This window comes from Streptomyces sp. NPDC050743 (assembly GCF_044456925.1).
In the GTDB taxonomy this organism is placed as follows: domain Bacteria; phylum Actinomycetota; class Actinomycetes; order Streptomycetales; family Streptomycetaceae; genus Streptomyces.
Window position 1 is genome coordinate 38,373 of record NZ_JBITGJ010000050.1, and the last position, 26,368, is coordinate 64,740.

Genomic DNA, 26,368 nt, shown 5'->3' on the forward strand with positions numbered 1-26,368 from the left:
ACGGGGAGCACCCGGCGCCCTACGGTGCCGCAGTCCCCGGTGATGAGGTGGGTCTCGCCTCCGGGTCCGGCCGGCTCCACGGCGATCCGTCGGCCGGGCGCCATGATCTGTGCGGGGCGCCGGGCCCAATCGGCGGGGTCCACCATGACCCGTACCGTCGTGCACATGTTCGGCGCCAACGAGCCGATGGGCGGGGGTAGTTCGAGCCCCAGTGTGTCGCAGCGCGGCCACCGGGCCCCCGTACAGCGGGCCATGGCCGGCCACCAGGGTGAGGGTGTGCGCGTCGGCCGGCGTTGCGCTGGGTTCCGTTGCGCGGTCCGTTCCGGGAACGGCACCGCCGGTCGCGCCGCGCGAAGAGCTCTCGGTGGGCCCGACACCGCGCCCGATGCCGCCGGTGCGGCCTGGGGCAACAAACCCCAGGCCGCTGACCTGGGGTTTTCAGTCGGGAGCGTGGCAGGGCCACGAGGCGGGCTTCGTCAGGCGCTCCGCGAGTAAGTCCGACACGTCACCGGTGAACTCCTCCTCGTTGACCCAGACGATGCCGACCTCGCCATCCGGCGCGTCGATGACCACCTTCGCGCCATGAGGGATGCCCCGGACTAGCTCCACGCGCCATTCGTTGGTCTCCATGCGGACACCCCATCCCCAGTTACCTTTTTGCGGTCAGACCCCGCCAGAGGTAGACGGAATGGAACCACGCGAATACAGCGCGTGTGTAGTGATTGGCCGAAAGTCCTCAAATGTCTATTTATCGAGGGAGTCACCGTCGGACGCGAGACCGCGCAGCCGGCGCTGCACACGCGTCCATTCCCGGATGTCCTCGGCCTTCTCGGCTCTGTTCTCCGGGGCCTGCTCGGGATCGCGCGTGGCGAAGACGATCAGCCGCATGCCCTTGCGTTTCAACTCGATGACGTCGGTGTCCACGAGCTCCCCGTCGGCCAGCTCGTGCTGGATGCGGGCAGGGAGCCGTGAGACGAACCCGGCGGCGTCCTCGGAGTCGGACACCGGGGTCTCGGCGACCGGCCCGGGTATGGCCGAATCCGTCACAAGGGTGGGTGTGCCGCCCTCCAGGACCGTCCTGGCGCTTCCGGGTGCCCAGCCCAGAGCCCGTTCGATCTTGTCGATGGTGAGCGGCATGGTCTTGTAGCCGTCGCTGGACTCGGCGCGCTGCACCGTGGAGTAGCCGGTCCCCGCAGCTTCCGCGAGGTCTTCCTGTCTCCAGCCGCGCGCCTTTCGTGCGTCACGGATGGCCTCTGCGAGGCGCTTCCAGTCTCGGGGGGTGGTGGTCACAGTTGTCATGATGCCTCACCGTAGGGCAACACATACAGATACTTTCAAGCTGTTGACCAGTAACGAGTCGGGGTCCCGGCCGGTAATCCGTTGCCCGGTGGATTCAGCCTCATCAGTGACACGCCCAGCTCGCCGGTGACACGTTCATGGACACCTCCGTGCGGTTGACGAGCCTGGTCAACGCATCACGGTGATGTATTCCCACTTCTCCCGATTGCATTCACTCCTTGCGGTGAGGTGTGTCACTCGCTACTGTCCTCCCCGTGACACCTAACGGAGCCACGATTCGCGCCTTTCGTGAAGCGCGCGGGCACTCGTTGAGGAGCCTTGCAAGCCTCACGGATAGGCATCCCAGCACCATCATGCGCATCGAAGAAGGATGCCGGGGTACGACCCCCGAGACCCTGAGGCGGATCGCCGCAGCTCTGGAGATCCCCGTCGAGGCCATCACCAGGGAGGGGCCGTGAGCGAGGAATCGTTCCTGTCTCGTCGGGTGGGCGGGGGTCGGCAGCCCAGGGGAGGGAACCGAGAACGGCGGTCTCCCGGCCGTCGGCAGGGTTGGCCGTATCCCGCTGCTTCCTCGCCGATGCCCAAGCCGAACGGAGACAGTCAAGTGACTCAAGCCTGGGCTGAGACCGGTCCTCTCAGAGGGCTGGAACCCGAGCTCATCACCCGAGCGAGAAGCGGCGACCGGAAGGCGTTCGCGGCCTTGTACCGCCAGCACCGCGACACGGTCTACGCCGGCATCGTCCGCCGGGTGCGCAACCGGGACCTGGCGGAGGACCTCACCCAGGAGGTGTTCGTACGGGCGCTGCGCCGCATCGAGACCTTCACCTGGCAGGGCAAGAGCATCGACGCCTGGCTGCTGACGATCGCCCGGAACCTGATCGCCGACCACTACACCTCCAGCCGGGCCCGCCGCGAGGTGCCCACCGGCGAGTTCGGCGAGTGGGTCGAAGGGGAGGGCAACGCCGAGGACACCGTGCTGCACAGCCTGCTGGCCGCGGAGGCCCGCAAGGTCGTCGGCGACGCGCTGCCCCTGCTCAACCCGCACCAGCGCACCTGCCTCCGGCTCAGGTTTCTCGAGGAGCTGTCCGTGCCCGAGACGGCCCGGGTGATGGGCCGGCAGCCCAACGCGGTCAGGTCCCTCCAGCATCGGGCCATGCGCAGCCTGACCGAGCTGGTCCGGGAGACCTGGGCGGTGGGAGCGTGATGCAGGACGGGAGCATCCGTACGGACGCCACCGTCCTCCGTGAGTGCTTCGCGACCTTCGAGGCGGAGGCGGCGGTCAGGCTCGCCGTGGCGCTGGACGCCGACACCGTGTTGCGGCCGACGTCCGGGACGGCCGAGGAGGAGCTTGAGCCGCAGCGGGGGCGGGCGTGCGACACGGCGGTTGTGTGGCAGGGCCCGGTTTTCGTCGGGCAACCGGAGACCGAGCCGGTGGGCTCGCTGGAGGCCGAAGCGGTGGCGTGGGAGGCGAAGTGCGCCCGGGCGAAGACCGTCTGGGCCGCGCTGGGGATGCAGTTCCACGGCCACAGGCCGGAGCTCATGGCCATCGAGTGGGACCGCGACCGCGTGGTGGTCTGCATCAAGGCGGCGTCCCTGGCCGACTGGGACTTCTGGCTCACCGTCATCGGGGCACCGGTGGACGCCGACACCCGGCAGGCCGGATATGCGCAACTGGCCTTCGGCACACGGGAGGGAGTGCCGGTGCATCTGGTCGCGCACGACGTGCCGCGCCTCCTCAGCGAGGCATGGGCGGCGGCCCGCGAACCGTATTTCCTGTGGGGCCGCGTCTACGACCTGGCACGGCCGCTGACCGACCGCAACGGCGAGACCTGGCACCACCACCGATTCCGGCCCCGGGACCACGTACCCCTGCTGTGGCGGGGCGACCGCGACGAGCCCTCGGCCCTGACACACCTCATCCGCGACGCCGGTCCGCTGACCGCCGATGCCGCCCGCTCCGCCCCCGACCCGGCGGCCGGGGCCGCCGGCTTCGCCTTCGGTCCGGTGGCCGGGGCCGCCTGTTTCGCCCCCGGCTACACCCCCGATCTGGCGGCCGGGGTCTCGCACTTCGCCCCCGATCCGGTCGGCGCCGAGGAGGGCGGCGACGCGTGAGCCCGGCATTCCCCCTCGACTCCGGAGAGCATCTGGTACCTCTTGCCCGGTTGCGCCGGGTGCTCTCCGGTGCTGTGCCCGTCTCGGGCACACGGGCCGCACCGCACCGCCCCCGAAGCGGTGCGGCCCGACTCCCCTCCTCACCACGGCCGGCGGCGCACCGCCGTGACCGTGGGCGGCGGACGTGGTGGTAGGGCGCGGCGTGGACGACCTGCTGCTCCAGCCCGCCCAGGGCGCCTCCGTCGCCGCGGACGATTCCGACGGGCCCGTCTTCGTCGACGCGTCCGGCCGTCGCAGCCGCCGCTTCCGCCGCCTCGGCGTCGCCGTCGGACTCGCCTGCGCGGCCTACCCCGTCGTCATCCTCGTCACCCTCTTGTCGGGCAACTCGAGCGCGCCCTGGCTGCCGGTGCCCGACCGGGACGCCGGCACGTCGGCAGTGCGGGTCGACATCTCGCCGCGTCCCTCCGGCTCGGCCGAGCCATCCCGCTCCCGGAGCGGCTCGGCCGAGCCGGCCCCACCCGCGAACGGCGCCTTCGGACCCGGGGTTCCGGTCGGGAGCCGTACGACCTCGTCGGCGGCCGCGACGGCAACGCCCTCACCCTCGGGCAGCGCCGCCGGCCCGGGGGCATCCGCCACCCCCGAACCGTCGACGAGTTCCGTCAAGCCCACCTCCGGCCGCACCACCGATGCCCCGGACCCCGGGCCGTCCACCTCGGAGGACTCCTCGCCGGACCCCACCACCTCCGGCGGCGGGGTCACACCCGGCCCCAGCGCGTCCACGGCGGACGGCGGTTCCGACGATTTTGTACGAGCCGGAGCCGACTCCACCGGCCGCCTCGCGTCCCCGGCGATCGTCCGGTGACGGCACCCCGCCCCGGCCCTTGCGCTCCCGCTCGGGAGGACCCGCAGAAGAACGCGGCGAGCGTCCGGCGCGCCCGGCTGCGCATGCGCCTCCTGCTGCCCCTGCTGGTCCTCCTCGCCATGATGGCGATGCTGATGCTGCGCGGGTACGTGCACAGCGAGATCCTCGCCGACTACCGCGTCCGTCCCGAGGCCGCCACCGACAAGGTGCCGCAGAGCATTCTCGAGGGCGGCCCGGTCATCGACACCCGCGACGGGCGTACGACCAGCCTGCGCGTCCCCGACCACCGGCTCGTCCTCACCTTCGACGACGGCCCGGACCCCACGTGGACCCCCAAGATCCTCGACGCGCTGAAGAAGTACCACGCACACGCGGTCTTCTTCGTCACCGGCACCATGACCTCGCAACACCCGGGCCTCGTCCGCCGCATGGTGGCCGAGGGCCACGAGGTCGGCCTGCACACCTTCGACCACCCCGACCTCTCCTACCAGTCCAAGCGCCGCATCGACTGGGAGCTGTCCCAGAGCCAGCTCGCGCTCACCGGGGCGGCCGGCATCCGCTCGTCCCTGTTCCGGCCGCCGTACTGCTCCTTCGCCGATGCCATGGACAACGCGTCCTGGCCGGTGACGAAGCACGTCGGTTCCCGCGGCTACCTCACCGTCGTCAACGACACCGACAGCGAGGACTGGAAGAAGCCGGGCGTCGGCCAGATCGTCCGCCGGGCCACCCCCGAGGGCGGCAAGGGCGCGATCGTCCTCATGCACGACGCCGGCGGCGACCGCCGCCAGACCGTCGAGGCCCTGGGCGAGCTCCTGCCCCGGCTGCAGGCCGAGGGCTACCGGTTCCAGAACCTCAGCGAGGCGCTCCACACCCCTGGCGCGAACACCCCGGTGACCGGCGCGAACCTGTGGCAGGGCAAGGCGTGGATCTTCCTGGTCCGCATCTCGGACGACGTCACCGACGGCCTGGTCGTCGGGCTGGTGGTCATCGGCGTGCTGGTCCTCACGCGTTTCGGTCTGATGCTGCTGCTGTCGGGCGCGCATGCCCGCCGCGTACGCCGCAAGGACTTCCGCTGGGGTCCGGCCCCGGTCACCGAACCGGTGTCGGTGCTGGTGCCGGCGTACAACGAGGCCGCGTGCATCGAGAAGACGGTCCGTTCCCTGATGGCGAGCGAGCACCCGATCGAGGTGGTCGTCGTCGACGACGGGTCCACCGACGGCACGGCCCGCATCGTGGAGGACCTGGGTCTGCCGAACGTACGCGTCGAGCGCCAGCCCAACACGGGCAAGTCCGCGGCGCTGAACAGGGGCCTCGCGGTCGCCCGCCATGAGCTGGTGGTGATGATGGACGGCGACACGGTGTTCGAACCGTCCACCGTGCGCGAACTGGTACAGCCCTTCGCGAACCCCCGGGTGGGCGCGGTCGCCGGTAACGCCAAGGTCGGCAACAAGGACTCGATGATCGGCGCCTGGCAGCACATCGAGTACGTGATGGGCTTCAACCTGGACCGCCGGATGTACGACATCCTGCGCTGCATGCCGACGGTTCCGGGCGCGGTCGGGGCCTTCCGCCGGTCGGCACTGGAAGGCGTCGGCGGCATGAGCGACGACACCCTCGCCGAGGACACCGACATCACGATGGCCCTGCAACGCGACGGCTGGCGGGTGGTGTACGCGGAGAACGCGCGTGCCTGGACCGAAGCGCCCCAGTCCGTAGAGCAGTTGTGGTCGCAGCGCTACCGCTGGTCCTACGGCACCATGCAGGCGATCTGGAAGCACCGCCGCGCCCTCGTCGACAAGGGGCCGTCGGGCCGGTTCGGACGCGTCGGCCTGCCGCTCGTCTCCCTGTTCACGGTCGTGGCCCCGCTGCTGGCCCCGCTGATCGACGTGTTCCTGCTGTACGGGGTGGTCTTCGGTCCCACGCAGAAGACGCTGGTCGCCTGGCTGGGCGTCCTGGCGGTCCAGGCGGCCTGTGCGGCGTACGCGTTCCGGCTCGACCGGGAGAAGGCGACGCACCTCATCTCCCTCCCGCTCCAGCAGATCCTCTATCGCCAGTTGATGTACGTCGTCCTGCTCCAGTCCTGGATCACCGCACTCACCGGAGGCCGCCTGCGCTGGCAGAAGCTGCGGCGCACCGGCGTGGTGGAGGTCCCCGGCGCGGTCCCGCGGCAGCAGCCGGGCGGAGCGGGAGTGATCGGAGGCCCGTCGGATGACGACACACCAGTCCACGGCGGAGGCGAGCTCGCCCCCGCACCCACCCGGGTACGCCCGGCAGCCGGGCCCGGCGTCCACGTCCGCCCCCGCTCCGGCCGCGTCGAAGCCGGTCCGTGACCGCTACCTGGACCTGCTCCGCTCGATCGCGCTCGTCCGCGTGGTCGTCTACCACCTCTTCGGCTGGGCCTGGCTGACCGTCGTCTTCCCGTCCATGGGCGTGATGTTCGCGCTGGCGGGCTCGTTGACGGCGCGCTCGCTGAACCGTCCGGCACGGGACGTGATCAGGAGCCGGCTCCGCCGCCTGCTGCCCCCGCTGTGGGCGTTCGGCGCGGTGGTGCTGCTCATGATGTTCGCGGACGGCTGGAACCCGATGAAGGACCCGGACCACGGCGGCACCTGGGGCCTGGTCGAACTCCTCGACTACGTCGTCCCGCTCGGCACTCCGCCGTACCCCGAGCATCTCGGTTCCAACTCGGGCCTGCTGGAAGGCACATGGGCGGCCCAGGCGGCGGGCCCGCTGTGGTACCTGCGCGCGTACCTGTGGTTCGTCATCGCCTCACCCCTGCTGCTGCGGGCGTTCCGCCGCGCCCCGTGGGCAACGCTGCTTGCGCCGCCGGCACTGACGGCGATCGTCGGCACCGGCCTCGTCAGAATCCCCGGTGAGACGGCCGACGTGGTCACCGACTTCGCGGTGTACGGCGGCTGCTGGGTCCTCGGCTTCGCCCACCACGAGGGAATGCTGAAGCGGATCCCGCGGTACAAGGTGGTGTCCTGCGCGGTCCTGGCGATGGTGTTCGCCCTGTGGTGGGCGTCGGGACATCCGGGCCCCGACGGCTGGGACCTGAACGACATCCCCCTGGCGCAGGCCATCTGGTCCTTCGGCTTCGTGGCGATCCTGCTCCAGTACTCCCCGTCCTGGCGGCGGCTGCCGGGCCGGCTGGCGCGCTGGGACAAGCTGGTCACGCTCTCCAACAACCGCGCGGTCACGATCTACCTGTGGCACAACCTGCTGATCATGGCCACGGTCCCGATCATCGACCGGGCGTACGACCTGCCGTTCCTGCAGAGCGACCGCGCGACGGCGGCGCTCGATGCGACGTACTCGCTGTGGACGTTCGTCCTGGTCTGGCCCCTGATCGCCCTCACGGCCCTCGCCTTCGGCTGGATCGAGGACATCGCCGCGAAGCGAACCCCCTGGCTGTGGCCGGACGGAACCGGGAGGCCGACCGGCCGCCATGCCCGCCAGGAGTAGCCGCGCCACGGAGCCCACTGCCGTCGACCTGCGCAGGCAGCCCGCCTCCACCCCCTGATCAGCGGTGCGTACACTGCGTGCACTTAAGGGCGGCCTGCCGAAAGGGAGGCCTGACCCTTCGGGGACTCAATGCGTAGATTGACGATCGGCGGCGCCCTGCTCGGCTCTGTGGTCACAGCCGCACTCCTCACTCCGGGTGCGCAGGCCACCGAGGTGGTGGGCAACGCCGATGTCGGCGCCTTCCGGATCACCGGCGGGGGCGGCTCGGGCAACGACGTCGTCCTGGGCACCACCGACTCGAGGACGATCACCGTCAAGCTGACGGCCGACGACGACTCGGGCATCAAGTCCGCGGACTTCACCGGGTTCCTCCGAGGATGCCCCGGCCTTCAGGCCGGGGAGGAGTCGGACTCCTGCGGAGCAGGGCAGGGATAGCCGGATCGCTGTCAGGGCGATCCGGCGCCCCGCCCCGCACGGCGGTGACGTCGCCCACGATGATCGAGAGCTCTCAACTGTCAGTGCTCTCGGGTAGGTTCGGATGCATGACGACGGAGGCGATCACGAAGGACGCCGGGCATGCCCGGTACACCTTCCGTGTGCGCCTGTCGAACACGGCCGGGCGCCGGCTCGAAGCCGAGTGGGATCGCTGCCGGTGGATCTGGAATGAGTGCGTCGCGAAGTCCCGGCAGGTCCACGTGCAGGGCAAAGCGGGTGGCGAGAAGCTGACGTGTGGTCCGGGGCAGTTGGACAGGATGCTGACCGAGGCACGCGGGGCGACGCCCTGGCTGGCTGAGGGCGCGAGCGTGCCTCAGCAGCAGGTGATACGCGACTTCGCCAGGTCGAGGGCGAAGGCGCTGAAGGACATCAAGGATCGGTTGCCGATGCACCGGCGGGCCGGGATGCCCCGCTGGAAGAAGAAGGGGGAGGCGCGGTGCAGCCTCAACTACACCCGGCGCGGTTTCCGCCTCAGGGACGGCCGTCTGCACCTTGCGGGCCGGATCGTGGTGACGGTGGTGTGGTCGCGGGACCTTCCGGCCGACCCGTCGAGTGTGCGCGTGTACCAGGACACGCTCGGCCACTGGTATGCGTCCTTCGTCGTTGCCGCGCAGAGCGAACCGCTCGCCGCCACGGGGCGCGTGCTCGGGGTGGACTGGGGTGTGAAGGAGACCGCCACCACCACCGACGACGCCTACGATCTGCCGCATGGCGAGCACGGCAGGCGGGCCGCGCAGCGGCTGGCGAGGTATCAGCGGATGATGGCCCGGCGGCGGCGTCCGAAGGGACAGCCCGCATCCGCGGGCTACCGCAAGGCGCAGGCACAGGCGGCAAAGCTGCACAAGAAGGTGGCGAGGCAGCGGGAGGACACCGCCCGCAAGTGGGCCAAGTCCGTGATGCGCGGCCACGACGGGGTCGCGGTGGAGGACTTCAGGCCGAGGTTCCTGGCGAAGACCACCATGGCCCGCAAGGCGGCCGATGCCGCCATCGCCACCACGAAGCGTGCCCTGGTCGAGATGGGCCGCAAGCACGGGCGGGACGTCCGTCTCGTGCACCCGGCGCACACCACGAGGGACTGTGCCACGTGCGGAGCGAGAACCAAGCACGCACTGCCTCTGTCGATGAGAACGTATACCTGCACCGTGTGCGGAGCCGTGTCCCCCAGGGACAAGAACTCCGCCCGCGTGATGCTGGTCCGGGCAGGTTGGAACCCGGACGGTGTCGAGGGCGTAAGACCACCCGAGCCGCCGGCTCCGGTGGCGGCCTGAGCCGTAAATCCCCGCTCAGCCCTGGAGGGCGACGCATCCCCTCCCTTCAGGGAGGGGAGCCTTCAAGCTCTACCACGGAACCACCCTCGGCAAGGCCGACGCGGTACTCAAGGCCAAGGAAGCGGCGGCGGTGTGCACCGCAGACGGAACCACTTCCGTCTGCACCAAGCACTACACGATCGACCCCCGGCGTGATCTGAGGAACGCGCTGGCCGGCATCTGGAAGGTCAACGTCGACGTCCACGCGAACGACGGGGACTACGTGCAGACGGACGGCTACACCACCTTCTTCATGAAGCGCTACGGCAAGCTGACCGTCAACGCCTCTCCCGAGCCTGTCGCCAAGGGCGGCACCATCACCGCCACGGGCAAGCTCAGCCGGGCCAACTGGGACAGCCACGATTACCACGGCTACACGAACCAGCGCGCCTACCTCGAGTTCCGCCGCCCGGGCACCGACTACTACGAGTCGCTCGGGTACGTCACCACGAACTCCACCGGGGTCGCCACCGCGAAGGTCACCGCGACCGCCGACCGCTACTGGCGGTACGAATTCCGCGGCACCATGACCACGAGTGCCGTCAAGGCGACGGGCGACTTCGTGGACGTTCGCTAGCCGTGCCGGGCTCGGTCGGGACGATGACCGAGCCCGATGGCACGAAGCAAGGGCCCGCTTCACAGCCCGAACAGCCTTGCCGCGTTGTCGTGGCACACCGCCCGGAGCCACTCCTGTCCGAGCTCCAGGCGTTCCAGGGCGTGGAGTTGGTGCACGTAGGGATAGGGGATGTTGGGGAAGTCGGAGCCGAGCAGGATGCGGTCGCCGAGCCCGGCGAGCCGGGGCAGGGCACGGCGGGGGAACGGCATGAGGTCCTCGGTGAAGTCGGTGAACGCCATCGTCGTGTCCAGCCGCACCTGGTCGTACCGTTCGGCGAGGCCGAGGAACTCCTCGTACTCGGGCATTCCCAGATGCGCGACGACCAGCCGCAGCTTCGGATGCCGCGCCAGCACCCGCCCGATCGGCTCGGGACCGGTGTGCTTGCCCGGCGCGGGTCCCGAGCCGCAGTGGATCACCACGGGGATCCGCGCCTCGGCCAGCAACCCCCAGGCCCCCTGGAGAAGTCCGTCGGCCGGGTCGTACGCCCCCACCTGTACGTGCGCCTTGAACACGCGCGCGCCCGCTTCGACGGCCTCGCGGACGTACGTCTCGACCCCCGGCTCCGGATAGAGGGTCGCGGTGTGCAGACAGCCAGGGGTGCGGCGGGCGAAATCGGCCGCCCATCCGTTCAGCCACCGGGCCATGCCGGGCTTGTGCGGGTAGAGCATCGCCGTGAAGGAGCGGACGCCGAACTCCCGGAGCAGGGCCGCGCGTTCGGCCTCTCCCTTCCGATAGGTGATCGGCCACTCGAGCCCGCCGATCAGCGGCCCGTTCGTGTCGAAGTAGTCCCAGACCTTGTGCAGGACGCGCTCGGGCATGAAGTGCGTGTGAACGTCGACCAGCCCGGGAAGACCGAGCCGGCCCCAGAAACGACGGACCTCATCGGCCTCGGCGGAGCGGGCGGAGTGGGCGGGTGCGCTGCGGTGATCGTCCATGCCGCTCACGATCGGCCTCGCCGGCGGGGCGGGTCCACCCCTTCGGCGGACGAACCGGCTCGACCGGTGAGGCCGCCGGAGCCGTAGTACCCCGTACCACCCGCCCGGTCGCTGCGGGCGTTACCGCCACTGTGAGCTGGTTGCGATGGCCCGCAGCTGGGCCAGTGTCAGGATCGGTGTGGTACGGGTCGCGGGGGCGTTCTGGCTCGGTGCCTGCCACTCCATGAGGGTGACGTAGAGCCCGTCAGGACGCAGTACGTTCACCGCCTGGTGCCCGGGGCCCGTTCCGGGTGACGCCTGCCGGGACTCGATCAGGGTGCCGTCGGCCAGGGGTTTCGTGCCGGCGAAGACGTGGCTGCGGAGCGCGGTGGTGGAGGTCTGCCGGGAGACGTGCACCTCGAGCAGTGACTTGCCGTGGCCGTCGTCCACCCACAGCTGCCCGGACCGCCCGCCGCCGGGCGGGCTCGAATGGGTCAGGCCGGTCGGCAGCAGCGCGGTCAGGGTGGCAAGGGCGCGGTCGGCGGGCAGTGTGCCGCTGAAGGTCGGCTTCGGGGTGGCGGATGCCGTGGGCGAGCCGGTTGTGGCCGAGGCCGCCGGACCGGCGAGCGTGTGGTCGGCCGTCCGTCCGTCGGACAGCAGTCCGGGAACGGCCGTCGCGCCGAGCCCGACGAGCGCGAGTACGGCTGCTCCGCCCACGCCGACGGCCGTGGCGCGGCGGCGGCGCCTGCGCCGGCCGTTGCGGACACCGGCCTGTACGAGTGACGGGGTGTTGGGCGGCTCGACGGTCAGGAGGGTGGTGCGGAGGGCTTCGGTGAAGTCTTCTTCGATGGGCATGGCGGGTCACCGCGTTTCGGGGTCGGCGCAGAGGGTGAGGTGGGTGCCGCGGCACCGGGGTCAGGGGCTGACGAGCTCGGACAGGTCGTGGCCCAGCAGGTCCCGGATCCGGGCGAGCGCGCGCATGCTCTGGTTGCGTACCGCGCCCGGCCGGACCTGAAGGATCGCGGCGGTCTGCTCGACGCTGCGGTCCTCCCAGTAGCGCAGGAGCAGCACGGCCCGGTCCCGGGCGGAGAGCCGGCCGAGAGCGTCGAGCAACGTGACCCGCAGCGTGGCGTCGTGCTCGGTGGCGGCACCGGAGTCCGGCAGGGTGCCGGTGGGCTGTTCGGAGCTGCTGCGCCGGCGGCGGTAGGACAGGTAGGTCCGTACGAGGACGGTGTGGGTGTAGGCCGCTGGGTCGTCTATCTGCGCGATCTTGCGCCAGCTGGCATACATCCGGCCCAGCGTGTCCTGCACCAGGTCCTCCGCGAGGTGCACATCACCGCTGGTGAGCACGCACGCAGAGCGGAACAGAGGTGCGGATCGCGCGGCGGCGAACGCCATGAATTCCTCTTCGTACCGGCGCTTCATCCGAGATCCTGTTCGTCGTCCACACTCTGAAGACGCTGTGGCCGCGGGGTTACGTCCCACCCGGAGAAGCAGAAATCCCGCCGCGCCAGGCGAACTTCCCTTCGGCGACGCCGGCGCGGCCCGCTCGGCGGCCTACGCGGCACCTGGCGGGCCGAACGGCTGCGGATCACTGGCGCCAGGACGATCACGGCCGAGGCCGGATCGAGGGCGCTGTCGAGGAGAAGGCGGCTGAGCGGCGTATCGCCACCGTCGCCCAGGTCCTCGACAGCCTGCGGATCCGCGTCCGCCCCGCCGAGCCGGAGCGGATGAATGGGCGGCGCGTGCACGGCGACACCAACTCCGAGGAAGGCACGCGGACTGTGATTCTCTCAGCTCGGGAAGCGACGGCGCTTGGGTGGGCTCTACGGCTCTGACCTGCGTGTTCGTGGTTTCGGGGTCCGGCTGTGAGTGCACTCGGGCAGCGAGGCGATGGCCGCCGGAGCTGCCGTTGGCGTGCCTGATTGCGATGGGATGGGCGAGGTCTGAAAGCGGGCCGTTGCAGGCGCCCATGGGGCGGTCGGCTCCGGGCGCAGGCTGCGTGGACGCGCTCAGAGGCGTCATCCGTTGAAGGTCTTACGAGGCGCCGACCCTCTGCAGCAGGAGGTGGAGGTCATGGGCGGCCTCGGCGGTGGCGAGCGTGGCGGCGGTCAGGATGGCCGCGGTCGCTGCGGTGAGGAACGGATGGCGCCCGAGCGGCGGGGCGAGGAGCGCGGCCACGCGGCGGGGCACCGGGCCCGCGGAGGCGAGCGGACCGCGACGGCCGAGGATGCCGAGGGCGGCACCGGCGGCGCGGGCAAGTGCCGGGGCGCGGTGGGCGGCGAGGGCGGCCTTGCCGACGGCGCGGGCAACCCGCTTGCGGTCGCCGGTCGAAGCGGCCGCGTTCTCGTCGGCCCATCGTTCGATGGTGTACGTGACGGCCGTCGCGAGGGGGCGCAGGAGCGGGTTGGCGGCGGCGCCGAGTTGGGCGAGGGCGACGAAGGCGTAGTGGTGCGCGGCCAGGTGGGCGCGCTCGTGGGCGAGCAGGATGTCGTGCTCGGTCTCGTCCAGGGTGTGCAGCATGCCGGTGGAGATGACGACACGGCCGGGCAGGCCGGGTAGCGCGTAGGCGTCGGGGGCTTCGTCCTCCATCACGACCAGGCCGTCGCGCGCGGGCATGCAGGCCGCGTCCATCGCTGCGGCGGCCAGCGTGTGAGCGCGGCGCCAGAGCATGCGGGCAGTCGCGAGCATCGCGCCGCCGAGCAGCAGTCCCGCGACGAGGGAGACGGGGAGCTGGGCCGGGTCGTCGTGCTGCGCGCTGGGCGCCGACCAGTGGCCGAGGTCGGCCAGCTGCGGGATGCGGATCAGGCCGGTGACGGCCAGCAGGCCCAAGGAGATCGTGCTCGCCGCGCCCAGGACCAGAGCCGAGGCGGCGAGCAGCCAGGTGGCCAGGCGGGGTTCGCAGCGCTCGGACAGCGGTCGCGCGCCGAGCGGGGCGAACAACGACAGCAGCAGCGGCACGTAGACGGCGATGCGCATCCGGGAGGCCCTTCTTACCGGCCGGCGTCCGGCTCGGCGCCGAGCAACTGGCGCAACAGGTCGGCGTCCGTGTCGGACAGTTCGTCGGCGAAGCGGGCGAGCACGGCCTCGCGGTCGGGCCGCTCCTCCAGGACCGTGCGCATGCGGCGGGCGGCGAAGCCAGCGTCGTCGGTGACCGGGGCATAGGCGTACGCCCTCCCGCGCGCACTGCGCGTGAGCAGGCCCTTGGTGTGCATGCGGGTGAGGATCGTGACCACGCTGCTGTACGTCAGCTCGCCACTGAGGAGTTCGGTCACTTCGCCCGGGGTCAGCGCGGCATCGGCCCGCTGGAGCAGGCCGAGAATCTGGCTTTCGCGCGCGCCGTTCGGCTGCTTCGGGCTCCGTCCGGATGCGTCGGCTCCCATGGGTTTGTCGTTCTCCGGTCTGTCTTCTACAGTCGTGTAGAACTTCTACGGGCGTGTAAAAGCCCCCGTCCCCCGAGTGTGCCATTGGATTGCCCATGAGCGCTATCAGCATTGGCCAGGCCGTCGTCCTCGGCGTCGTCGAGGGGGTGACCGAGTTCCTGCCCGTCTCCTCGACCGGCCATCTGAAGATCACCGAGGGGCTGATGGGCATCCCGGTCGACGACACCTCCGTGGTCGGCTTCACCGCCGTCATCCAGGTCGGCGCCATCGCCGCCGTGCTCCTGTACTTCTTCAAGGACATCGTGCGGATCGTCTCCGCATGGGGCCGCGGCCTCGCCGATCGCGAGGAGCGCTACCACCACGACTACAAGTTCGCCTGGTGGGTCATCTACGCCACCATCCCGATCGTCGTGGTCGGCCTTGCCGCCAAGAAGCTCGTCGAGGGGCCGCTGGGATCGCTGTGGGTGGTGGCGGGCTCGCTGATCGTCGGCTCGGGTGTGATGTGGGCAGCCGACCAGATGGGCCGGCACAAGCGCGGCGAGGACGACACCTCGCTGAAGGACGCGATGCTGGTGGGCAGCGCCCAGATCCTCGCCCTGCTCTTCCCGGGCTTCTCCCGCTCCGGCGCCACGATGTCCACGGCGCTCGTCCTGGATCTGGACCGGGTGGCAGCGACCCGGCTGTCGTTCTTCCTCGGCATTCCGGCCCTGACCGGTGCCGGACTGTATGAGCTGAAGGACGCCGTGGGTGCCGGAGTCGGCGCCGTGCCGCTCGCCGTGGGCACCGCGGTCTCCTTCGTGGTCGCCTACGCCTCCATCGCCTGGCTGCTGAAGTTCGTCGCCAAGCACTCCTTCAACGCGTTCGTGGTCTACCGGATCGTCGTCGGCGTGGCGCTGCTCGGACTTCTGACCACCGGGGTGCTCACCGCCTGACCGACTACTCGGTAAAACTCGGTTCACGACTACTCGGTACGACAGAGGATGTGACGCTGCGCAGGCGGCTCCGGCCCGGCGGATGTGGCCGCCGTGCGCGGCCGGATTCACCAAGTCACCTCCGTGCTGGTGCCGGGCGGGCTGCCCGCGCTGTACGACGGCGCCGAGGTGCTCCTCGAGCGGGTGTCCGGCACCCTCGCCGACCGGATCGGCGCCCGCCCGGTGCTGCTCGGCCGTGAGCTGGGCGACGCGAGCGGGCCCTTGGCTGTCGCAGCCGCCGCCTCGCTCGCCACGCTCACCTACGGCTGCGGGGCGCTCGCCGTGCTGATCGGGACCGGTGCCGTGGTCGCGTTCGTGCACCGGCGCCCGGTGCCAGCTCCACCCCAGTCCGAGACGGACAGCTGAAAGAGATCATCTCGCTGGGTGCGCGTACGCCGAACGTCCCTTGTGGGGGGCGAGACCAGTGCGCTGGTCAGCAGGGCAGGTCGAGGACGACGGAGGCCCCCGGCCCGGTGTTCTCGGCGTGTGCGGTGCCCCCGTGGGCGGTGGCCACCGCGTGGACGAAGGCGAGCCCGAGGCCGGAACCTTCGCTGGTGCGGCTGGCCTCGGCGCGGGCGAAGCGGTCGAAGGCACGGGGCAGGAACTCCGGTGGGAAGCCGGTCCCTGCGTCCGTGACACACAGCCGCAGCATGCCCTCGTCCACGGTGGCCGTGAGGCGTACGGTCCCGCGTCCGTGGCGGAGGGCGTTGTCGAGCAGGTTGCCGATCGCGGGCCGCAGCCACCGGGCGTCGACGTCGACGGTCGCGCGGGCGGCTTCGACGGTCACCGCCCGCCCGGCCCGCTCGGCGGTGCGCAGATGCGGGGCGACCGCGGCGTCGACGAGGTCGGCGAGTTCCACGGGGGCACGGCTGATGTGCTGGGTGCTGCCGAGTTCCTCCAGGTCCAGCAGCGCGTTGGAGAGGTCGATCAGGCGCTGGACCTCGGCGTCCACGGAGCGCAGGGTCTCGGTGAGTTCCTCGGCGGAGCGGGGGCGGTGCAGGGCGACGTCGACCTCGGCCCGCAGCAGGGACAGCGGGGTGCGCAGTTCGTGGCTGGCGTCAGCGACGAACCGGCGCTCGCGTTCGGCGGACTCCTCGAGGCGGTCGAGCATGTGGTTGAGGGTGTGGCCGAGGCGGGTGATCTCGTCGTCGTGGTCGGCGGGCACGTCCAGCCGCAGGTTCTGGGCGCCGTCGGCGAGGGTGGCGGCGCCGCTGCGGTAGCGCTCGACGGGGCGCAGGGCGGCGCGGGCGGTGCGGTAGCCGACGTAGGAGGCGGCGATGAGGGTCAGGCCGGAGGCGATCGCCAGTTGGGCGAGGAGTTCGCGCAGCGCCTCGTCACGGTGACCGCGCCGTACGGCGGCGATCACGATCCGGGTCTGTCCGTCCGCCATGACGCGTTTCGCCTGGAGGCGCAGGGTGCCGGGCGTGATCGGGAGCAGGGAGCCGACGTCACGCCGGACCGTGGCGCCACGCGTGACGGCCCGGAGTTCGGCGGGGGTGAGCAGCGGCTGGTGGCGGAGGGAGTCGCTGGAGCGCAGGACGCGGCCGTGTGCGTCGAGGACCTGCTGGAGGCTGCCGCTGGGGCCTGGAGGGAGTCGGGTTCCGGTGCGCACCGCCTGGTCGAGACTGTGCCGGTAGGTGGTCAGGTCGTCGTTCAGCTGCTGGTCGAGGGCGGTCCTGACCCGCCAGTAGACCAGTCCGGCCGTCCCGGCCAGCACCAGGGACATGGTGATGGCGACGGCCAGCACGAGGCGCGTGACGACGGGCAGCCGCCGGAACCACGACCGCAACCGGCCGCGCAGGGTCATGGGGTGGTCTCCAGGCGGTAGCCGCGTCCGCGCAGGGTCGTGATCGTCGTACGGCCGAAGGCGCGGTCGACCTTGGCGCGCACCTTGGAGACGTGGACGTCGATGGCGTTGCTGCGCAGGTCGGTCTCGCCGTCCCAGACCTCGTCGAGGAGCTGGAGGCGTGTGACCACGCGCCCGGCGTTCGCCATCAGCACCCTCAGTACGTCGAACTCGCGGCGGGAGAGGTCGAGTTCGGTGTCCCCCCGCCAGACGCGCTGCCGCTCGGGGTCGAGGACGAGGTCGCCGACCTTCAGGCGCCCGGAGTGCTCGGGGCGGCGCCGGGATATCGCGCGCAGCCGGGCCTGCAGCTCCTCCATGGCGAACGGCTTGACCAGGTAGTCGTCGGCGCCGGCGTCAAGGCCGGCGACCCGCTCACTGATCGCGGCGCGCGCGGTGAGCAGGATGACGGGGATGTCGATGCCTTCGTCGCGCAGGGTCCGGCACACCTCGACCCCGTCCATGCCCGGCAGCATGACGTCGAGGACCACGGCGTCCACGCGCGGGTCACGTGCGGCGGCGAGCCCGGACGGCCCGTCGTAGTGGCCCTCGGCGGTGTGTCCGGATTCGGTGAGGTAGCGGACGACCAGGTCCGTGAGGCGGGTCTCGTCGTCGACGACCACGTAGTGCATACCGGTCAGGCTAGCCGCCCGCGCGGTGTCCGGATTTCACGCGCCGGGGAGACTTCATGGTCTGTTCATGTGACTTCCCTACCGTCGTTCACGTCGCGGTGCTCCGCGGATCGCGACCGGTCCGCCGTTCCTCCGCGCCGGAACGGAAGGGACAGACATGCACGAACTGGTGCTCGCCGCCAAGGGCATCGCCGGCCACATAGCGCCCATGGACCTGATGACCCGCGGCGGTCTCGATGTCATCGCGCTGCTGATCCTGGTCGGCCGGCTCTACCGGCGCCGCCCCAGCGCCCCGGCGATGCCGCTGGTCCTGGCCGTGCTGAACGTCGGCCTGTTCGCCGCGATGAGCACGATCAGCGCCGGGAAGTTCCCGGCCGGGGTCGGCTTCGGCCTCTTCGGCATCCTCTCCCTGGTCCGCCTGCGCAGCGCGGCGTTCACCCTACGCGACGTCGCCTACACCTTCGTCACCCTGGTCATCGCCCTGTGCACGGGGCTGCCGCACCGGCAGATGTGGCTGGTCGTCGTACTGGACGCCGTGGTGCTGCTGGCGGTGCTGCTGGTGGACGACCCGAAGTCCTACGAGCCCCCGGCCCGCACGGTCAAGCTCACCCTCGACCGGATCTACCCGGAGCCCGCACTCATAGCCCACGACGTGGCGCTCCGCTTCGGCCAGGCACCCCTGTCCGTGGTCGTGGACGAGGTGGACTACGTCCGTGAGACCACCCGGGTCTCCGCCCGCTACCCCGCTCAGCCCGGCGAGCCGGCGGCCGCCCCGGACGCCGAACCGCGCGAGCAGGTGACGATGTCATGACCTCCGCGTCCTCCTTCGCCGCCGGACTGGGCCTTGCGGCACTGCGCGGCGCGACGCTGGCCGAGGTCGACGCGGCCGCAGCCCTCCAGCACCGCACCGACCGCAAGTACCTCCTCCCGCTCGACCGCGCCCGCGACCTCGTCGCCCGGCTCGCCGACAGCCACCGCGTCCTCGACCTGTCCGGCCGCCGTACGACGAGCTACCTCAGCACCTACTTCGACACCGAGCAGCTCGGCGCCTGGCGGGCCCACGTGCAGCGGCGCCGCCGCCGCTGGAAGGTCCGCACCCGCCTGTACGCGGAGGACGGGCTGTGCCGGGTGGAGGTGAAGACCAAGGACGGCCGCGGTGCCACGGTCAAGCACGCCCTCAAGGTACCGGCCACGGCGTACGGCGAACTCGGCGCGCAAGCTGCCGAGTTCATAGACGAGGTGCTGGCCGCGTCCGGCATCCTTGTCACGGCCAAGGAGCTGGCCCCCGCCGCAGAGGTCCGTTACGTTCGCGCCGCCCTCGCCGACCTGGACCACGGCACCCGCGTCACCCTCGACGGCGCACTCACCTGCTACCACGGCGACCGCACCGCCGCGCTCGACCCCGGCCACGTGCTCATCGAGACCAAGGGCGGGGTCCGGCCGGCCCCGGCCGACCGGCTGCTGCTGAACCTGGGCGGCAGGTCCGTCTCCCTCAGCAAGTACGTCGTCGGCCGGTCCCTGCTCACCCCCGGCCTCCCCGACAACGATGTACGCCGCCTCGCCCGCACCCACTTCACCACCGGGGCGGGCACGGTACCGCTCTGCGAAAGGACCTCCGCCGCATGAACGTCCTGCGCGGTATCAAATGGCCGTACGCCCTGATCGCGCTGCTCGCCGTCGCGGCCGTCGTCGTCGGCGTGGTGCGACCGCAGCTGGTCGCGGCCGCCACCGGCGGCTCCGCGAAGAAGAAGCCCGGCGCCACGGCACTGATCAAGCAGAACCCGCCGCCCACGCTCTTCTCCGGCGCAGAGATCGCCACGATCGGCAAGCAGGCGGCGGCCCAGCGCACGAAGGCGGACGCCCTCTTCGCCCGGTGGAAGAAGGCGCACGGCACCACCCGCGACGACAAGGCGTTCGCCGCCTGGGCCGCACAGCAGGTCCCCGCACCGCCGTCGGCCGCGCAGCGCACCGCCGAACTCCGGGCGGACCAGCAGCTGGCGAAGACCCGCACGGCGGCCGGGAAGAAGGCCGCGACCTGGCTGGAGCTCTACGGCAAGAAGGACATCTGGAAGCTGTACCTGCACGACCGGCGTGAACTGATCCCCGCCGCGCAGGGCACGGCGGAGAAGGCCGAGCTCAAGGCCGCCCTCAAGCTGGCCAAGACGATCAGCGACCAGCTGGCCGCCAAGGACAAGCAGCCCGCCCCGTTCGTCCTGGACCCGTCCCTCCGCCCCGACAAGCACATCAAGCCCGGCGCCAAGGGCCCGTACTCCTACCCCTCCCGGCACGCGACCCGCGCCGCGGCGGCCGTCACCTTCCTCGGCGCCCTCTCCCCGCACCGCGCCGAGGACTACCAGTGGATGCAGGACGAAGTCCTCTACTCCCGCCTCTACATGGCCGGCCACGTCACCAGCGACCTCACCGCCGGCACCCTGCTCGGCGACCTGATCGGCGACTACGAACTCGCCGTCAGCGGACACCGAATCCGCTGAAGCCCAGACCCTCGTCGGGCTGACCGCACCCTCGGGCACGGGCAGCCAGAGCAAGCTCGAACTGCTCTCGAGCCGGTAGGTGCCCCCTCGCCTCAGGTGCGGGTGACCGTGCCGCACACATCGGCACGCTTCGGGTCGAGGGGCTTGCTGCGGTCGTAGGGGTCCGTCGTCGGCCCGGTCGCCGGCGCTCCGCTCGGAGCGTCCGTGGTGAACTGCGGGTGGAGGAAGCCGTCGTAGACCTCGCAGGCGCTGTTCGAGATGTGCTCGTCGTAGCGGATCAGGCCCAACTTGCCGGGCGTGACTCGGTATTTCGTCGGGTCGAGCAGCTCCGTGTCCAGCACCCGGCGCACGATGGCCCGTTGCACTTCCGTGGAGCCGCCCCCGGCGTGGGTGACGGGATAGACGAAGGTGTAGTCGGCGTGCACCACGACGGAGTCGCGCTCGCCCCGTTTGAAGGTCATACGGCCGCGGACCTTGACCACATCGCCGACGAGCCGGAGTTCGTGCGGGTTGAACCGGCTGAACATCGTCAGGGGGTCGTGGCGCTTGTCCGGCTTGCGCAGCGCGGTGTCCAGCAGGTCGAGCAGATCGGCCTGGTGCGGGTCGATCACGTCCAGCGCCTCCCGCGGGCGCCCGCCGCGCAGTGTGCGGGGATCGAGATTCGCCGCGACGAGGAGTTGCCTGGTCTCCTTCAGCGCGAAGGCGACCTGCGCCCTGCTCAGGGTGCCCACCGGGGTTGCTTTCGGCGGCACGATGGCGTCGGCTCCGTCCGCCCACCGCTCGGCCGGCGAGCCCGCGAACGTCCGCTTCAGGGTCGGCACGCCGGGCTCCCCGGCGGATGGGGCCGCGGTGGGCCGGTCCGTCTCCGGCGGAAGGGGAGTGGGCGCCGCATGCGCGTCGCCGGAGGACGCGAATCGGTCTCCCAGCCCGCCGGGCAGATGGGATAGCGCCCAACTCGGATTGACCGCGACGACGGCCACGGCGACCGCGGCGATCACACCGACCGCGCTGAGCATCCGGCGCCGTCGCGTCGCCCGCCCGTCCAGCCCACGCCATGCCGGACCGGTCCGCCAGCCTTCCGGCTGCCACGGCCGACCGGCCGCGCCGGCCCCGGCCTTCTTCCGCAACCGCCTTCTGCGCTCGCCTTGTTGAGCCGCGGCTTGCGCGCCCTGTTCCCGCAGCCGCGCGGTGACCATGCGGGCGCGGGCCGATGGCTCCTTGGGTGCGTCGGCCCGTATATCACTCTCGTGGTCCCGGAGGAACTTCTCCCACACCTCGTCGGAGAGCGGCGATCCCTCCGCATCCCCCGCCGGTCTGCCGTCGTCCGGCTCCTTCGTGCCCATGGCCCCCTCCTCGTCATTCGCCGCGCCTCGCCCGCACGTATGCGCCTGACCAGGGCGTACGCCCGCAGATTGTGGTGATCAGCGGCAGCAGGCGCACATCCAAGCAGAGGCCACCGAGAGCAGGGGGACAGGGGGTGCCGCCCGGCACCTTCGCGATCGTCGCCTTCCAGGTCGAGTTGACCCGTGTCCGGGTCTCTTTGCCGTGCGGCCAACGCTTCTTGACGGTCCGCCGGCGCACCGTACGGTCACTGTTTCGGGGCTCGCACCTCCATCCCGGTGATCTACGTCACTGTGGCCGGTGTTGCCCGTGATGTTCGTCGGTTGGGCTGCGCTGTAGGTGTGGGCCACTCCTGTGATGGGTGTGCCCCACGTGACTTTTCTCTGCGGCCTTTGCCGGCCTTCTGATGGGGTGGATACGTCGTGAGTCGTCGTACGTCGCATGCGTACAGACCGCTGAGCTTGAAACGACGGGCGTGGCTGACGCTCGGTGCCGTGGTCCTGGGAGGTGGCGGCGTGGTGACGTACGCGGTCGCCAGCCCCTCTGACGGCACCGGTGCGGCGGGCCGGGCCAAGCGGCCCGTGAAGGTCTACGACCTCGCGCTCAAAGGGACCACGGGCGGCAAGCGGGAGCTGTCGCGCACCCAGACGCGGCAGTTCTCCCTGGTGGGCGTCTCCTGGACGGGGGCCGTCAAGCGGCTCGACGGCACGGCGCAGGTGCGCACCCGCAGCCTGAAGAGCGGTGCGTGGAGCGCCTGGCAGGACCTCGAGGTGAACATCGACCCGCCGGAGCACCCCAAGGCCGGGATGCGCGGCGCCTCCGAGCCGCTGTGGGTCGGTCCCTCCGACGGCGTCCAGGCCCAGGTGGTCCACAAGGACGGCACCACGGGCGCGCTGCCCAAGGGACTCCAGGTCAACCTGGTCGACCCGGGCGTGGTGACCGACGCCGAGGCCAAGGCGACCGAGCCGGCGGCGTTCGTCGCCGACGCGAGCAGCCCAGCGGCCACGCCCACCGATTCCACGGCACCGACCGACGGTACGACCGTGACGCCGACGGACAGCCAGTCCGGCACGTCCCCCGCGCCGACCGATCCCAGCTCGCCGGCTGCCACCGACACCACGACCACGGCGACGCCCACCGACTCGGCGTCCCCCTCGGATTCGACGAGCGCGTCCCCGAGCCCGTCGGTCACGACGCCGTCCGCGCCGCCGTCCACCGTGCCCCGGCCGCCGATCACCTCGCGCGCCGACTGGGGCGCCGACGAGTCGCTCAGCCCCGACCCGTCGGAGTACAACGCCGACGTCAAGGCCATCTTCGTTCACCACACCGACGGAGCCAACGACTACTCCTGCGCCGACTCGGCCTCCATCGTGCGCGGCATCTACGCGTACCACACGCAGGTCAACGGCTGGAACGACATCGGCTACAACTTCCTCGTCGACAAGTGCGGCACGATCTTCGAGGGTCGCAAGGGCGGCGTCGACCTGCCGGTGCTCGGTGCCCACACCTACGGCTGGAACCGGGAGTCCACCGGTATCGCGGTGCTCGGCGAGTACACCTCCACCAGCGCATCCAACGCCGCGCTGGCCTCCATCGCCCGCGTGGCCGCCTGGAAGCTGGGCCAGTACGGCGCCGACCCGGCCGGCACGGTGCAGCTCAACGCCGGGGCGGCACAGCAGAACTACTCCGGCACCAGCTTCACCGCCGGCACCGCGTACACGTTCCAGCGGATCTCCGCCCACCGCGACGGCTACAACACCCAGTGCCCGGGCGACGCGCTGTACGCCCAGCTGCCCACCATCCGCGCCTGGGCGGCCGGACCGGTGCAGGGCCTGAAGGTGGCCTCGGTCGGCGGCGCGGGCCTGTCCGGCTCGACGTACTACACCAAGGGCGCCGTCACCCTGAACTGGACGACCACCACGCCCGGTTCGCTCATCTCCAAGTTCGAGCTGCTGGTCGACGGCAAGGCCGTGACGTCCGTCGCCGGCACCGCCACCTCCGCCGGCACCACTCTGGCCCTCGGCAACCACACCGTCGCCGTGCGCGCCGTCCACCAGTCCGGCAAGACCACCACGAGCGCCGCGGTGAACGTGGTGGCGGAGACAACCGCTCCGACGTTCACCACCACGCCGAACCTCTCGCTGCGCACCGGCACGGTCAACACCAGCGCGGTCCCGGTCACGCTCGGCTGGAAGGCCACCGACAACGCGGCGCTGCAGAGCGTGAAGCTGCTGTCGCCGGGCACGGCCACCTTCGGCCCGACCACCACCAGCTCCAGCCGTACGGCCGCGTCCGGCACCGCGGCCACCTGGTCGATGCGGGCCTACGACTACGCCGGCAACTACCGCACCTCCTCTCCCTCCTACACCCCGGTGATCCTGCAGGAGACCTCCGCGGTGAAGTCCGGCAGCTGGACGACCCGTTCCTCCACCAGCTACCTGGGCGGGAAGTCGTACTCCAGCGCCTCCAAGGGCGCGAGCCTCACCTGGACCTTCACCGGCCGCTCCGCCTCCTGGGTGGTCTCCCGCGCCTCCAGCTCCGGCCAGGCGTACGTCTACGTCGACGGCGTCAAGGTCAGCACGGTCGACCTGAAGTCCTCCACCACCCTCTACCGGCAGGCGATCTGGACGAAGACCTGGTCCAGCAGCGCCAAGCACACCGTCAAGATCGTCGTGGTCGCCACCAGCGGCCGTCCCACCGTCACGACCGACGGCCTCGTCTACATCAAGTAACTCCCCACCCGCGTCGGATCGGGGGTGCACGGCACAGGGGCCCTTGTCCCGCCTGGTCAGCCAGGCGGGACAAGGGCCCCTTCGGTGTGGCGGGTCGGGCTCGTCATCCCAAATTGGACTAGACAATAAACAAACCCCAGGCCACTGACCTGGGTTTTCTTCATGGAGCGGGTGACGAGAACCGAACTCGCGCTCTCAGCTTGGGAAGCGACGCGCTTGCGCGGCTGTAGGGCTGCTGACCTGCGCGGATTGGTTGTGCTGGTGCCGTTGCCCGGGCATGATTGCACCGCTGTTGACCGTGGTTGTCCGCTCTTACGGGCACGCCTGGGGCACGCTGTCGGTTCTGCGGGACTGGCGGGTGGCTGACCGCTTCGACATCCATGCGCGTGACTGGATCCGGGCCCTCCTTCGTGGGTGCCGTTGTGAGTGCGAACTTGGGCAGCGAGCGTGTGGCGCCGATGCGGTAGGCGCCGAAGGGCATCTCGCCGAGGAGGCAGACAAGGGCCGCGGCGACCGTCGTGTGGTTTTCCGCCTTTACGGCACGCGGAGGGCACGGAATCCCGAAGGGCGGGAGGCCGGCGCACTGAGGGGACAATTGTGCACGGGCAGCCCCGCGCGGAGATCAGCTGTTGAAGCGGCGTTGCGGCTGCATAGCACGCACCAGCCTCCGGCACTGGATTCCTCCGTCATCCGGTCCGAATCCCGCGCACACGCCGCCCGCTATGCCATTTTCAATGGCATACTCGAAGAGTGACTGATGACGACGTGGACTTCCTGCCCGGCGACGGCCCCACCAGCGGTATCTCCGTCACCCTGACCGCCGGAACTCTGCAGGCGATCCGTGAGCGGGTCGGCAAGCGGGGCGTCTCGGCCTACCTGGAGAAGGCGGCCCAGCGGCAGATCGAGCGGGACAACCTGGACGAGCTGATCGCGGACTTCGACAAGGTGCACGGCCTGGCCGATCCCGAGGCCGTGGCGGCCAAGCGTGCCCGGCTGACCGGCGGCGCTTCAAATGCTGGGGCGGCCGCGTGAGCGGTGCCCTGGTCCTGGACAGCGAGGGCCTGGCGAAAGTCGTACAGCGTGATCGGGAAATCCATGAGTGGCTGACGGCGGCTCGCGACGCGGACCTGCCAGTGGTCACCTCAGCCGCCGTGCTGGTCGAGGTGATCCACCCGAAGATCAACGACGCCGCACTGAAGTGGACCCTGTCCCGCCTGAGTGTCGAGCCGGTGACACAGGCCGTCGCGCAATCCGCTGCCGCTTTGCTGCGCGCAGCGGGGCTGCATGGCCACAAGTACGCCATCGACGCCATGCTGTGCGCGGCCGCCCTGCAGCATCCCGGCCGGGTGACGATCCTGACTTCCGATGTAGAAGACATCGGGCTGCTCACTGCCGAGCATCCACGTGTGAGTGTCGAGAAGGCCTGAGCGAGGCGCCTTGTAGAGACGGCGCCCGCTGTGCGGAGGTCGCCATGAAGCTGACCGCGCTGGTTGTTCCCTCCTGTCCTCACATCCCGCTCCTGCGTCAGCGCCCGGACGAAGTCCTCGTGGCCCGCCCCGACGTCACCGGTGAGACCAAGTCCGACGCGGGCGTCCGTGCCGCCGTCCTGCCGGCCTTCCTTCAGCAAGGAGGTGAAGCGGCACCTGGCAAGCTTTGCCGAGAAGGGCGCACTCTTCGGGCGGCACATCTTCGGCCGATGGCGTCGGTCCCGTGCTGTCGTCGGCCTCCAGGGGCGGCTTCCGCGTCTACGACCTCCGCCACACCAGGCACACGCACCGTTCGGGCGCCACCCTCGACGACAGGATGGTTTGAGGTTCCCCCTGCCGGCCGGACAGCTTGATACTGGGACGGATGGTCCCGGAGGAAGCAGTCACAGGTAGTGAGTAGCAAGAGCAACATGAGTA

27 protein-coding genes and 1 pseudogene are annotated in these 26,368 nt (G+C 70.8%); 17 read left to right on the forward strand and 11 right to left on the reverse strand.

Going from position 1 to position 26,368, the window contains the following annotated elements; all coding sequences use genetic code 11:
* The 3 genes from ACIBJF_RS34055 to ACIBJF_RS34065 all read right to left on the reverse strand — a co-directional run.
* Positions 1-254, reverse strand: a 254-nt coding sequence (locus ACIBJF_RS34055) for a DUF5994 family protein (RefSeq protein ID WP_399179591.1), incomplete at its 3' end; no start/stop codon positions are given.
* Between the two features lie 184 nt (positions 255-438).
* Positions 439-630: a hypothetical protein gene (locus ACIBJF_RS34060; RefSeq protein ID WP_399179593.1), complete on the reverse strand. Its 192-nt coding sequence runs from the start codon at positions 628-630 to the stop codon at positions 439-441.
* A gap of 114 nt (positions 631-744) precedes the next feature.
* Entirely contained in the window at positions 745-1,299 is a 555-nt protein-coding gene (locus ACIBJF_RS34065; RefSeq protein WP_399179595.1) for a helix-turn-helix domain-containing protein, read from the reverse strand.
* 254 nt (positions 1,300-1,553) lie between these two features.
* Here ACIBJF_RS34065 and ACIBJF_RS34070 point away from each other — a divergent pair, with 254 nt between their 5' ends.
* The 9 genes and pseudogenes from ACIBJF_RS34070 (at position 1,554) to ACIBJF_RS34110 (ending at position 10,117) form a co-directional block, all read left to right on the forward strand.
* Positions 1,554-1,757, forward strand: a complete 204-nt coding sequence (locus ACIBJF_RS34070; protein ID WP_351803175.1) for a helix-turn-helix transcriptional regulator — start codon at positions 1,554-1,556, stop codon at positions 1,755-1,757.
* A 242-nt stretch (positions 1,758-1,999) separates the two neighbouring features.
* Complete coding sequence (locus ACIBJF_RS34075; protein WP_399179597.1) at positions 2,000-2,503, forward strand: sigma-70 family RNA polymerase sigma factor; 504 nt, start codon at positions 2,000-2,002, stop codon at positions 2,501-2,503.
* Positions 2,503-3,411: a BN159_2729 family protein gene (locus ACIBJF_RS34080; protein WP_399179598.1), complete on the forward strand. Its 909-nt coding sequence runs from the start codon at positions 2,503-2,505 to the stop codon at positions 3,409-3,411. Before ACIBJF_RS34075 ends, ACIBJF_RS34080 begins: the two co-directional genes overlap by 1 nt.
* A gap of 202 nt (positions 3,412-3,613) precedes the next feature.
* Positions 3,614-4,273 carry a hypothetical protein gene (locus ACIBJF_RS34085; protein WP_399179600.1) on the forward strand — a complete coding sequence of 220 codons (660 nt, stop codon included), beginning with the start codon at positions 3,614-3,616 and terminating at the stop codon, positions 4,271-4,273.
* A 134-nt stretch (positions 4,274-4,407) separates the two neighbouring features.
* Positions 4,408-6,129, forward strand: a pseudogene (locus ACIBJF_RS34090) (bifunctional polysaccharide deacetylase/glycosyltransferase family 2 protein); the annotation flags it as partial.
* A gap of 352 nt (positions 6,130-6,481) precedes the next feature.
* Complete coding sequence (locus tag ACIBJF_RS34095) at positions 6,482-7,738, forward strand: acyltransferase (protein ID WP_399179602.1); 1,257 nt, start codon at positions 6,482-6,484, stop codon at positions 7,736-7,738.
* A 129-nt stretch (positions 7,739-7,867) separates the two neighbouring features.
* Complete coding sequence (locus ACIBJF_RS34100; RefSeq protein ID WP_399179604.1) at positions 7,868-8,173, forward strand: hypothetical protein; 306 nt, start codon at positions 7,868-7,870, stop codon at positions 8,171-8,173.
* Positions 8,174-8,280: 107 nt separating this feature from the next.
* Positions 8,281-9,501, forward strand: coding sequence for an RNA-guided endonuclease InsQ/TnpB family protein (locus ACIBJF_RS34105; protein WP_399179606.1), 1,221 nt, complete (start codon positions 8,281-8,283; stop codon positions 9,499-9,501).
* Between the two features lie 130 nt (positions 9,502-9,631).
* The gene (locus tag ACIBJF_RS34110) at positions 9,632-10,117 is read left to right on the forward strand and encodes a hypothetical protein (RefSeq protein ID WP_399179608.1); all 486 of its coding nucleotides are present in this window, start codon (positions 9,632-9,634) and stop codon (positions 10,115-10,117) included.
* Between the two features lie 59 nt (positions 10,118-10,176).
* Here ACIBJF_RS34110 and ACIBJF_RS34115 read toward each other — a convergent pair whose 3' ends face one another.
* The 5 genes from ACIBJF_RS34115 to ACIBJF_RS34135 all read right to left on the reverse strand — a co-directional run bounded on the left by ACIBJF_RS34115 (position 10,177) and on the right by ACIBJF_RS34135 (position 14,453).
* Positions 10,177-11,091 carry an amidohydrolase family protein gene (locus tag ACIBJF_RS34115; RefSeq protein ID WP_399179610.1) on the reverse strand — a complete coding sequence of 305 codons (915 nt, stop codon included), beginning with the start codon at positions 11,089-11,091 and terminating at the stop codon, positions 10,177-10,179.
* 120 nt (positions 11,092-11,211) lie between these two features.
* Complete coding sequence (locus ACIBJF_RS34120) at positions 11,212-11,925, reverse strand: hypothetical protein (RefSeq protein ID WP_399179612.1); 714 nt, start codon at positions 11,923-11,925, stop codon at positions 11,212-11,214.
* Between the two features lie 60 nt (positions 11,926-11,985).
* On the reverse strand, positions 11,986-12,495 hold the full coding sequence (locus ACIBJF_RS34125; RefSeq protein WP_399179613.1) for a SigE family RNA polymerase sigma factor: 510 nt from the start codon (positions 12,493-12,495) through the stop codon (positions 11,986-11,988).
* A gap of 612 nt (positions 12,496-13,107) precedes the next feature.
* On the reverse strand, positions 13,108-14,049 hold the full coding sequence (locus ACIBJF_RS34130; protein ID WP_399179615.1) for a M56 family metallopeptidase: 942 nt from the start codon (positions 14,047-14,049) through the stop codon (positions 13,108-13,110).
* Positions 14,050-14,063: 14 nt separating this feature from the next.
* Positions 14,064-14,453 carry a BlaI/MecI/CopY family transcriptional regulator gene (locus ACIBJF_RS34135; protein WP_399179616.1) on the reverse strand — a complete coding sequence of 130 codons (390 nt, stop codon included), beginning with the start codon at positions 14,451-14,453 and terminating at the stop codon, positions 14,064-14,066.
* A gap of 95 nt (positions 14,454-14,548) precedes the next feature.
* Between ACIBJF_RS34135 and ACIBJF_RS34140 the strand changes: the two genes are divergently transcribed.
* Together ACIBJF_RS34140 and ACIBJF_RS34145 are read left to right on the forward strand one after the other, a co-directional pair.
* Complete coding sequence (locus ACIBJF_RS34140; RefSeq protein ID WP_399179618.1) at positions 14,549-15,385, forward strand: undecaprenyl-diphosphate phosphatase; 837 nt, start codon at positions 14,549-14,551, stop codon at positions 15,383-15,385.
* Positions 15,386-15,478: 93 nt separating this feature from the next.
* Positions 15,479-15,790, forward strand: a complete 312-nt coding sequence (locus tag ACIBJF_RS34145) for a hypothetical protein (RefSeq protein ID WP_399179619.1) — start codon at positions 15,479-15,481, stop codon at positions 15,788-15,790.
* Between the two features lie 67 nt (positions 15,791-15,857).
* Here ACIBJF_RS34145 and ACIBJF_RS34150 read toward each other — a convergent pair whose 3' ends face one another.
* Entirely contained in the window at positions 15,858-17,231 is a 1,374-nt protein-coding gene (locus ACIBJF_RS34150) for an ATP-binding protein (RefSeq protein WP_399179621.1), read from the reverse strand.
* The gene (locus ACIBJF_RS34155) at positions 17,228-17,899 is read right to left on the reverse strand and encodes a response regulator transcription factor (RefSeq protein ID WP_399179622.1); all 672 of its coding nucleotides are present in this window, start codon (positions 17,897-17,899) and stop codon (positions 17,228-17,230) included. Before ACIBJF_RS34155 ends, ACIBJF_RS34150 begins: the two co-directional genes overlap by 4 nt.
* Positions 17,900-18,056: 157 nt before the next feature.
* Here ACIBJF_RS34155 and ACIBJF_RS34160 point away from each other — a divergent pair, with 157 nt between their 5' ends.
* From ACIBJF_RS34160 to ACIBJF_RS34170, 3 genes are read left to right on the forward strand one after another with little or no spacing between them, the layout of a single operon-like run.
* Complete coding sequence (locus ACIBJF_RS34160) at positions 18,057-18,710, forward strand: DUF4956 domain-containing protein (RefSeq protein WP_399179624.1); 654 nt, start codon at positions 18,057-18,059, stop codon at positions 18,708-18,710.
* Positions 18,707-19,525, forward strand: coding sequence for a polyphosphate polymerase domain-containing protein (locus tag ACIBJF_RS34165; RefSeq protein WP_399179626.1), 819 nt, complete (start codon positions 18,707-18,709; stop codon positions 19,523-19,525). Before ACIBJF_RS34160 ends, ACIBJF_RS34165 begins: the two co-directional genes overlap by 4 nt.
* Positions 19,522-20,391 (forward strand): phosphatase PAP2 family protein, encoded by an 870-nt coding sequence (locus ACIBJF_RS34170; RefSeq protein ID WP_399179628.1) that lies wholly within the window; start codon positions 19,522-19,524, stop codon positions 20,389-20,391. The genes ACIBJF_RS34165 and ACIBJF_RS34170 overlap by 4 nt, the downstream gene beginning before the upstream one ends.
* A 92-nt stretch (positions 20,392-20,483) precedes the next feature.
* On the opposite strand, the gene ACIBJF_RS34175 is transcribed toward ACIBJF_RS34170, so the two are convergent.
* Complete coding sequence (locus ACIBJF_RS34175; RefSeq protein WP_399179630.1) at positions 20,484-21,734, reverse strand: hypothetical protein; 1,251 nt, start codon at positions 21,732-21,734, stop codon at positions 20,484-20,486.
* Between the two features lie 459 nt (positions 21,735-22,193).
* Here ACIBJF_RS34175 and ACIBJF_RS34180 point away from each other — a divergent pair, with 459 nt between their 5' ends.
* From ACIBJF_RS34180 to ACIBJF_RS34190, 3 genes are all read left to right on the forward strand, one after another.
* On the forward strand, positions 22,194-24,464 hold the full coding sequence (locus ACIBJF_RS34180; protein WP_399179631.1) for an N-acetylmuramoyl-L-alanine amidase: 2,271 nt from the start codon (positions 22,194-22,196) through the stop codon (positions 24,462-24,464).
* 750 nt (positions 24,465-25,214) lie between these two features.
* Positions 25,215-25,496 (forward strand): hypothetical protein, encoded by a 282-nt coding sequence (locus tag ACIBJF_RS34185; protein ID WP_399179633.1) that lies wholly within the window; start codon positions 25,215-25,217, stop codon positions 25,494-25,496.
* On the forward strand, positions 25,493-25,891 hold the full coding sequence (locus ACIBJF_RS34190; protein WP_399179635.1) for a PIN domain-containing protein: 399 nt from the start codon (positions 25,493-25,495) through the stop codon (positions 25,889-25,891). Before ACIBJF_RS34185 ends, ACIBJF_RS34190 begins: the two co-directional genes overlap by 4 nt.
* The last annotated feature ends 477 nt before the right edge of the window (positions 25,892-26,368 follow it).

Bases quoted from the DNA above. Each gene is read 5' to 3' on its own strand.
- ACIBJF_RS34155 (WP_399179622.1), bottom strand. From the start codon at position 17,899: ATGCACTACGTGGTCGTCGACGACGAGACCCGCCTCACGGACCTGGTC.
- ACIBJF_RS34105 (WP_399179606.1), top strand. From the start codon at position 8,281: ATGACGACGGAGGCGATCACGAAGGACGCCGGGCATGCCCGGTACACC.
- ACIBJF_RS34060 (WP_399179593.1), bottom strand. From the start codon at position 630: ATGGAGACCAACGAATGGCGCGTGGAGCTAGTCCGGGGCATCCCTCAT.
- ACIBJF_RS34080 (WP_399179598.1), top strand. From the start codon at position 2,503: ATGCAGGACGGGAGCATCCGTACGGACGCCACCGTCCTCCGTGAGTGC.
- ACIBJF_RS34100 (WP_399179604.1), top strand. From the start codon at position 7,868: ATGCGTAGATTGACGATCGGCGGCGCCCTGCTCGGCTCTGTGGTCACA.
- ACIBJF_RS34165 (WP_399179626.1), top strand. From the start codon at position 18,707: ATGACCTCCGCGTCCTCCTTCGCCGCCGGACTGGGCCTTGCGGCACTG.
- ACIBJF_RS34160 (WP_399179624.1), top strand. From the start codon at position 18,057: ATGCACGAACTGGTGCTCGCCGCCAAGGGCATCGCCGGCCACATAGCG.
- ACIBJF_RS34150 (WP_399179621.1), bottom strand. From the start codon at position 17,231: ATGACCCTGCGCGGCCGGTTGCGGTCGTGGTTCCGGCGGCTGCCCGTC.
- ACIBJF_RS34130 (WP_399179615.1), bottom strand. From the start codon at position 14,049: ATGCGCATCGCCGTCTACGTGCCGCTGCTGCTGTCGTTGTTCGCCCCG.
- ACIBJF_RS34065 (WP_399179595.1), bottom strand. From the start codon at position 1,299: ATGACAACTGTGACCACCACCCCCCGAGACTGGAAGCGCCTCGCAGAG.
- ACIBJF_RS34170 (WP_399179628.1), top strand. From the start codon at position 19,522: ATGAACGTCCTGCGCGGTATCAAATGGCCGTACGCCCTGATCGCGCTG.
- ACIBJF_RS34140 (WP_399179618.1), top strand. From the start codon at position 14,549: ATGAGCGCTATCAGCATTGGCCAGGCCGTCGTCCTCGGCGTCGTCGAG.
- ACIBJF_RS34120 (WP_399179612.1), bottom strand. From the start codon at position 11,925: ATGCCCATCGAAGAAGACTTCACCGAAGCCCTCCGCACCACCCTCCTG.
- ACIBJF_RS34135 (WP_399179616.1), bottom strand. From the start codon at position 14,453: ATGGGAGCCGACGCATCCGGACGGAGCCCGAAGCAGCCGAACGGCGCG.
- ACIBJF_RS34095 (WP_399179602.1), top strand. From the start codon at position 6,482: ATGACGACACACCAGTCCACGGCGGAGGCGAGCTCGCCCCCGCACCCA.
- ACIBJF_RS34125 (WP_399179613.1), bottom strand. From the start codon at position 12,495: ATGAAGCGCCGGTACGAAGAGGAATTCATGGCGTTCGCCGCCGCGCGA.
- ACIBJF_RS34115 (WP_399179610.1), bottom strand. From the start codon at position 11,091: ATGGACGATCACCGCAGCGCACCCGCCCACTCCGCCCGCTCCGCCGAG.
- ACIBJF_RS34175 (WP_399179630.1), bottom strand. From the start codon at position 21,734: ATGGGCACGAAGGAGCCGGACGACGGCAGACCGGCGGGGGATGCGGAG.